Below are 6,025 nucleotides of genomic sequence, written 5' to 3'. Positions count from 1 at the left end.
AGGGGGCCACTAGTTGCCGAAAATTGTTGTTCAGGTGATGCCAAAGCAAGACCTACTAGATCCACAGGGTAAGGCCGTAGCCAAGGCCCTAGAGCGTTCCGGTCACAAGGCAATCAAGGCAGTTCGAATCGGTAAGCGCATTGAATTGCATTACTCTTCAAACCCAACGGCTGCCCAATTGGCTGAAGCCCAAAAAATTGCGGAAAGTTTTCTAACTAACGGAGTTATCGAGGACGTTGTCTCGGTGACTGTGGAGCAAGACTAGACAATGAAAATAGGCGTCGTCACTTTTCCTGGATCTTTGGATGACCGCGACGCCGCAAGAGCAATCAGACTCGCTGGCGGTGAGCCGGTTTCTTTATGGCACGCAGATTCAACAATCAAGAAAGTTGACGCCGTAGTTTTACCTGGCGGCTTTAGCTACGGGGACTACCTGCGTTGCGGTGCTATTGCAGCTCAAGCTCCAGTTATGCAAACCATCATGAAACAAGCTAATCAAGGTCTGCCTGTCTTGGGAATATGTAATGGGTTTCAAATCTTGGTCGAATCTCACCTGTTGCCAGGCGGACTCATTCGCAACGAAAAACAGCACTTTGTTTGCAGAGACCAAAAGCTTCGGGTGGAAAATGTTGACAGTGCCTGGACTAACGCTTTTCAAAAAGGCGATGAAATAACCATCCCACTAAAAAACGGCGAGGGTGGTTACATCGCAACCAAAGAGACCATCAAGATGCTCGAGGGTGAAGGCCTAATAACCTTTAGATATCTAGATGTTAATCCCAACGGATCAATGAATGACATTGCGGGTCTTAGAAACGAACGCGGCAATGTGGTTGGTTTGATGCCTCACCCAGAACACGCAGTAGAGCCTGGTTTTGGTCCAGACTCAAAAGTAGCGATGCGCTCTGGTATCGATGGGCTGAAAATCTTTCAGTCGGTTTTGAATTCGGTTGTTAGCGCATGATTATCGACACCACCAAGCAAGCGCAAGCTGATCCAGATAAAGAGCAACCGTGGTCAGAGCTTGGGCTCAAAAAAGATGAGTACGAGAATATTCGTGAAATTTTAGATCGACGCCCAACCAGCGCTGAGCTAGCGATGTACTCGGTGATGTGGAGTGAGCACTGCAGTTACAAATCCTCCAAGATTTATCTTCGTCAGTTTGGTGAAAAAGTTACTCCCGAAATGAAAAAACATCTTTTGGTTGGAATGGGTGAAAACGCGGGTGTAGTAGACATCGGCGAAGGTCTAGCAGTAACTTTCAAAGTTGAAAGCCACAACCACCCAAGCTATATCGAGCCCTTCCAGGGAGCCGCAACTGGGGTCGGTGGAATTGTTCGCGACATTTTGACAATGGGTGCAAGACCAATAGCAGTTATGGATCAACTGCGCTTTGGTGCACCAGAGAATCCAGACACAGCACGTGTTGTGCACGGAGTCGTGGATGGAATTTCGTTTTACGGAAACTGCCTAGGGTTACCAAACATTGGCGGCGAAACTGTTTTCGACAAGGTTTACCAAGGTAACCCGCTGGTAAATGCTCTAAGTATTGGATCTTTAAAACACGAGGATTTGAAACTTGCTAAAGCTGAGAACCCAGGCGACTTGGTTGTTTTGTTTGGAGCTAGAACCGGCGCAGATGGCATCGGTGGCGTTTCTGTTTTGGCCAGCGAGACTTTCGATGCCACTGGCCCGAGCCGCAGGCCTGCCGTACAGGTTGGCGATCCATTCGCCGAGAAGGTACTAATTGAGTGCTGCCTGGAATTGTTTGCCGCAGGCGTTGTCGCCGGAATTCAAGACTTGGGAGGAGCTGGGTTATCTTGCGCAACGAGTGAACTTGCATCCAATGGTGGACGCGGGATGAAAGTTCAGCTAAAGAACGTATTGCTTCGCGATGAGTCACTAACCCCCGAAGAAATTTTGATGAGCGAGTCTCAAGAGCGCATGATGGCGATTGTTCCCAAGAAGCACCTAAAGAGCTTTAAGAAAATTGTTGATCGCCACGAAGTTGAGTACTCGGTCCTTGGCAAAGTAATCAAGAAAGACCGTCTTTACATCAATTGGGGCAAAGAAGAAATCGTTAACGTTCCTCCCCGCACAGTTGCCCACGACGGTCCGGTCTATGAAAGACCGGTCAAGAAACCAACAACCCAAAAGCCGCTAAATGAAGATACTGGTGAATCCAGGAAACTTGCTCGAGTAAATGGAAACTCTTCGGATCTGGCGAGCCAATTCATTCAAATTATCTCTAGCCCCAACCAGGCAGATAAGTCTTGGGTTACTGGCCAGTACGACAGGTATGTGGGAGGTAACACAGCGCTGGCATATCCGGATGGTGCCGGCATGATTCGAGTTTCAGAAACCACCGGCTTAGGTGTTGCGATATCAACAGATGCCAATGGTCGCTACTGCCAACTAAATCCCTATGAAGGCGCCAAGCTCGCGCTTGCTGAGGCTTACCGAAACGTTGCAACAAGCGGGGCAGTTCCCATTGCCGTCACTAACTGTTTGAACTTTGGTTCACCGGAAAATTCTGGTGTGATGTGGCAATTCAAGCAGGCAACTACCGGTTTGGCCGATGGCTGCCTAGAGCTTGGAATTCCAGTAACAGGTGGAAACGTAAGTTTCTATAACCAAACCGGCGATGTTGCTATTTATCCAACTCCCGTTGTTGGAGTACTTGGAGTTATTGACGATGTTGCCAGAAGAGTTCCATCAGGCTGGCAAGACGATGGCAACAATCTTTATCTTCTTGGTGTTACCAAAGACGAACTAGACGGATCGGTTTGGGCAGACGTGGTTCACTCACACCTTGGTGGTCACCCTCCAACAGTGGATCTGTCTTACGAAAAGAAACTTGCGGAATTGCTGCATGGCGCAAGCCTTCAGGGTCTGATTGCATCCGCGATGGACTTATCTGAGGGCGGTCTTGCACAAACTTTGACCGAATCAGTTCTTCGATTCAATATGGGAGCCAGGGTGTGGCTCACTGAGATTTGTGAGCGAGATGGTGTTGATCGAACCTCAGCGCTGTTTTCTGAATCAACCGGAAGAGTGCTAGTTAGCGTGGGTCGCGAGGATGACGTGAAGTTTGTCGGTCTTTGCGAGGCTAGAGGAATTCCAGTTCTTCGAATTGGAGTCACTGATGACACAGACCAGCTTGTCATTCAAGATTTGGCCACCTGGAAGCTCAACGATCTTCGCGCCCCTTGGGTAAACACCCTGCCTGACTTGTTTGGCTAACCGCCTAGAAACTCCTGAGGGTTTGGAAACTCTAGATTTACTCCCACCAGTGCACAGCGAATCGCTATCTCCGATGCGGCAGCTGCGACCTCAGTTGCGCTTATTAGGTCGGTAGCTAGGGCATCCGCTACTCTCTGGATGTTGGCTTGGAAAGCCTCGGGAGCCACGGATAGCACGTCGTTGGCTATTGCACTTGATAGCGCAGTGGCGTCAAAACCACCGCTCGGTAGTGTTTCAAGTTTTGTAGCAAGAACTGAACTCATCGCTTCACAAGCTGGAGCATCGGCTTGATCAGGGAGGCTAAGGCTGGAACAGCCTGTTAGAAGTAGTGTTCCTGCAGATACAAGAACTAGTTTTCTAAGCAGCATTTTGTTCCTTCTCTGGCAGTAAACCTGAAATTAGCAATGGCAGTTCCAGGTAGTCGGCGTATCTTTCAAGTGCGGGTTCTTTCCAGGAATACCTTCTTGCTACTAGTGCAAGGCATGCCCAGAAGTAGACGTTGATTAGGTCTACAGAAAGACTACTAATTGACTCGTCAGGAAATGCCCTACCAAGCATTTTTCTCAACAAACTCGGAACATCTGAAATACCAAATCTGTGTAACGAGGCTCTGACTGAAAACTCTATTTCCCTAGCTCGTCTTGCATTCCAAATTAGATTTCCGCCACGTTGGCGAAGCAGCCTGTGAACCTGCAACGCTTGAGAGAATCTTGCTTCGTCAAGGGAGTCGAAAATTTCCACAAAGTGATCAACTTCGAAACCGTTTGCTCGAAAGTCCAAAATGTCCGGGTAGTGAAAAAACCTATAGAACGGAACATGTGGTCGAACCGCGGAATATGGCTCCAGCGTGAAGCTCGCGAGCAGCGGGTCTTGACCCAAAGTAGCTGAACCCCAACGATCGATGGCTTCATCGTTCTCGCCGGGTTCGGTTGCGTATTCAGATCTGGTCACAAGACAAGTTAACCAAGAATTTGTCCTACCCGTGGCTTAGATTGGAAAACATGCGCACATGTTTTGGAATAATTGCCTGGGTCTTGATCTTTGCCCTTGCTGCGCAGTTCTTTCAAGCAGCTCCTTGGCTGCTTTTGGTATTTGGTGGACTTATCGCCTTGGGTGTAGTCCTATCTAGAGCTAGAAAATCCGCGCTTGAAGCCGACACTCTAAAAGTGGTTGGTGATAAGCCGCTTCCAAATATTCTGGACGCAAACCGATCAATGACCGCAGTTTCTGCCAGGGAACTTCTTGGGGACCAAAGTTTCAGCTTTGAAGTTGTTGGGGAAACGTTCTACGCACCAAACTTTTCTGCCCTGCAAAAAAATGTCGGCTTGATTGACGGTCGAGATTGGGATGATGTAGCCACTTTGATTGTGGATCCTGGAAATAGAAGCAGTAAAACCGCGGTAGCGGTATTTGTCTCGGGGCTGAAGCTAGGTTACGTTCCAGAAGATAGATCAGCTGTTGTTTACAAGTTCTTACTTCAGAACGGTGGCTACGCGAAAGCCGACGCGGCAATTTACTTTTCGGCAGCCGATGGACAAAACAGTATTTGGTTAGACGCGGTATATCCGCTTGTCCTTAAACCTTAGGCACGAAGTAAATCGTGGCGAACAATTGTCGCGTTACGATCAGGACCCACTCCGATTGCGGAGATTCTAGTTCCAGACAGTTTCTCAAGGGCTAGGACGTAGTCTTGAGCGTTCTTAGGAAGATCTTCGAAAGTCTTCGCGCCGGTGATGTCTTCATCCCAACCCGGGTAGTTTTCGTAAATCGGCTTAGCGTGGTGAAAATCTGATTGGGAAACTGGAATCTCTTCAGTTCTCACTCCATCAACTTCGTAAGCTACACAAACTGGAATCTCTTTGATGCCAGTCAAAACATCAAGTTTGGTCAAGAAGATATCGGTTAGTCCATTAATTCTGGTTGCAAACTTTGCAACCGGTGCATCAAACCAACCGCAGCGACGCTCTCTCCCGGTTGTGGTTCCAAACTCGAAGCCCTTGTCGCGTAAGAACTCGCCCCACTGGTCAAACAATTCTGTTGGGAAAGGTCCTGATCCAACGCGAGTTGTGTAGGCCTTTAGGATTCCAATCACTGAGCTGATCTTTGTTGGACCAATTCCTGTACCAATGGTTGCTCCACCGGCAATCGGTGAGCTCGAAGTTACGAACGGGTAAGTACCGTGATCAACGTCCAGTAGTGTTCCCTGGCCACCTTCAAGCAAAACAGTTTTTCCAGCCTCTAGAGCTAGGTGAAGCTCTAGAGCAGTATCGGAAACCATTGGGGCAAGACGCTCGGTGTAGCTAAGTAGTTCGCGAACAATCTCTTCCGCCTTTATACCGGCGCGGTTATAAACCTTTGAAAGCAACTGGTTTTTCTGAGCAAGGGCTGCTTCGACTTTCTGGCGAAGAATACTCTCGTCGAATAGATCTTGGACTCTAATTCCCAGACGTCCTACCTTGTCACCGTAGGTTGGTCCGATTCCACGGCCGGTAGTTCCGATAGCGCGCTTGCCCAAAAAGCGCTCTGAGACTTTATCAATCGTTACGTGGTAAGGAGTAATGATGTGTGCGTTGGCAGAAATCTTTAGCTTGGAAACATCGACGCCTTTTTCAATCAGTCCATCTAGTTCTTTAATCAAAACCCCAAGGTCAATCACGACACCGTTACCAATTACTGGAATTACTCCGGGTGTGAGAATGCCGCTAGGCAGTAGGTGCAAAGCGAACTTCTTGTCCCCGATAACGACTGTGTGTCCGGCGTTGTTTCCGCCTTGGTATCTAAC

At 48.6% G+C, this 6,025-nt stretch carries 7 protein-coding genes; 4 read left to right on the top strand and 3 right to left on the bottom strand.

All coding sequences use genetic code 11. The annotated features are described in order from the left end of the window. Positions 1 to 13: 13 nt before the first annotated feature. Genes purS through purL form a run of 3 tightly spaced genes read left to right on the top strand, consistent with a single transcriptional unit; the run spans position 14 to position 3,243 of the window. Positions 14 to 265, top strand: a complete 252-nt coding sequence (gene purS / locus AC9UES_RS06200) for a phosphoribosylformylglycinamidine synthase subunit PurS (RefSeq protein WP_509522821.1) — start codon at positions 14 to 16, stop codon at positions 263 to 265. Between the two features lie 3 nt (positions 266 to 268). Further along, positions 269 to 964 (top strand): phosphoribosylformylglycinamidine synthase subunit PurQ, encoded by a 696-nt coding sequence (purQ, locus tag AC9UES_RS06195; RefSeq protein ID WP_509527714.1) that lies wholly within the window; start codon positions 269 to 271, stop codon positions 962 to 964. After that, positions 961 to 3,243, top strand: a complete 2,283-nt coding sequence (gene purL / locus AC9UES_RS06190; RefSeq protein ID WP_509527712.1) for a phosphoribosylformylglycinamidine synthase subunit PurL — start codon at positions 961 to 963, stop codon at positions 3,241 to 3,243. The genes purQ and purL overlap by 4 nt, the downstream gene beginning before the upstream one ends. Here the strand turns inward: purL and AC9UES_RS06185 are convergent. Together AC9UES_RS06185 and AC9UES_RS06180 are read right to left on the bottom strand one after the other, a co-directional pair. After that, complete coding sequence (locus AC9UES_RS06185) at positions 3,240 to 3,611, bottom strand: hypothetical protein (RefSeq protein WP_509527710.1); 372 nt, start codon at positions 3,609 to 3,611, stop codon at positions 3,240 to 3,242. The genes purL and AC9UES_RS06185 overlap by 4 nt on opposite strands. Further along, a complete protein-coding gene (locus AC9UES_RS06180) occupies positions 3,601 to 4,194 on the bottom strand; it encodes a hypothetical protein (RefSeq protein ID WP_509527708.1) in 594 nt (197 codons plus the stop codon). Before AC9UES_RS06180 ends, AC9UES_RS06185 begins: the two co-directional genes overlap by 11 nt. A gap of 50 nt (positions 4,195 to 4,244) precedes the next feature. Between AC9UES_RS06180 and AC9UES_RS06175 the strand changes: the two genes are divergently transcribed. Beyond that, complete coding sequence (locus AC9UES_RS06175) at positions 4,245 to 4,829, top strand: hypothetical protein (protein ID WP_509527705.1); 585 nt, start codon at positions 4,245 to 4,247, stop codon at positions 4,827 to 4,829. On the opposite strand, the gene AC9UES_RS06170 is transcribed toward AC9UES_RS06175, so the two are convergent. Continuing rightward, positions 4,826 to 6,025, bottom strand: a 1,200-nt coding sequence (locus tag AC9UES_RS06170; protein WP_509527703.1) for an adenylosuccinate synthase, incomplete at its 5' end; no start/stop codon positions are given. The two genes, AC9UES_RS06175 and AC9UES_RS06170, sit on opposite strands and share 4 nt — an antisense overlap.

Source organism: Rhodoluna sp. (assembly GCF_044232805.1).
Taxonomy (GTDB): domain Bacteria; phylum Actinomycetota; class Actinomycetes; order Actinomycetales; family Microbacteriaceae; genus Rhodoluna.
Note: the sequence above shows the minus strand (reverse complement) of the source record. Positions and strands in the feature narration are given on the sequence as shown.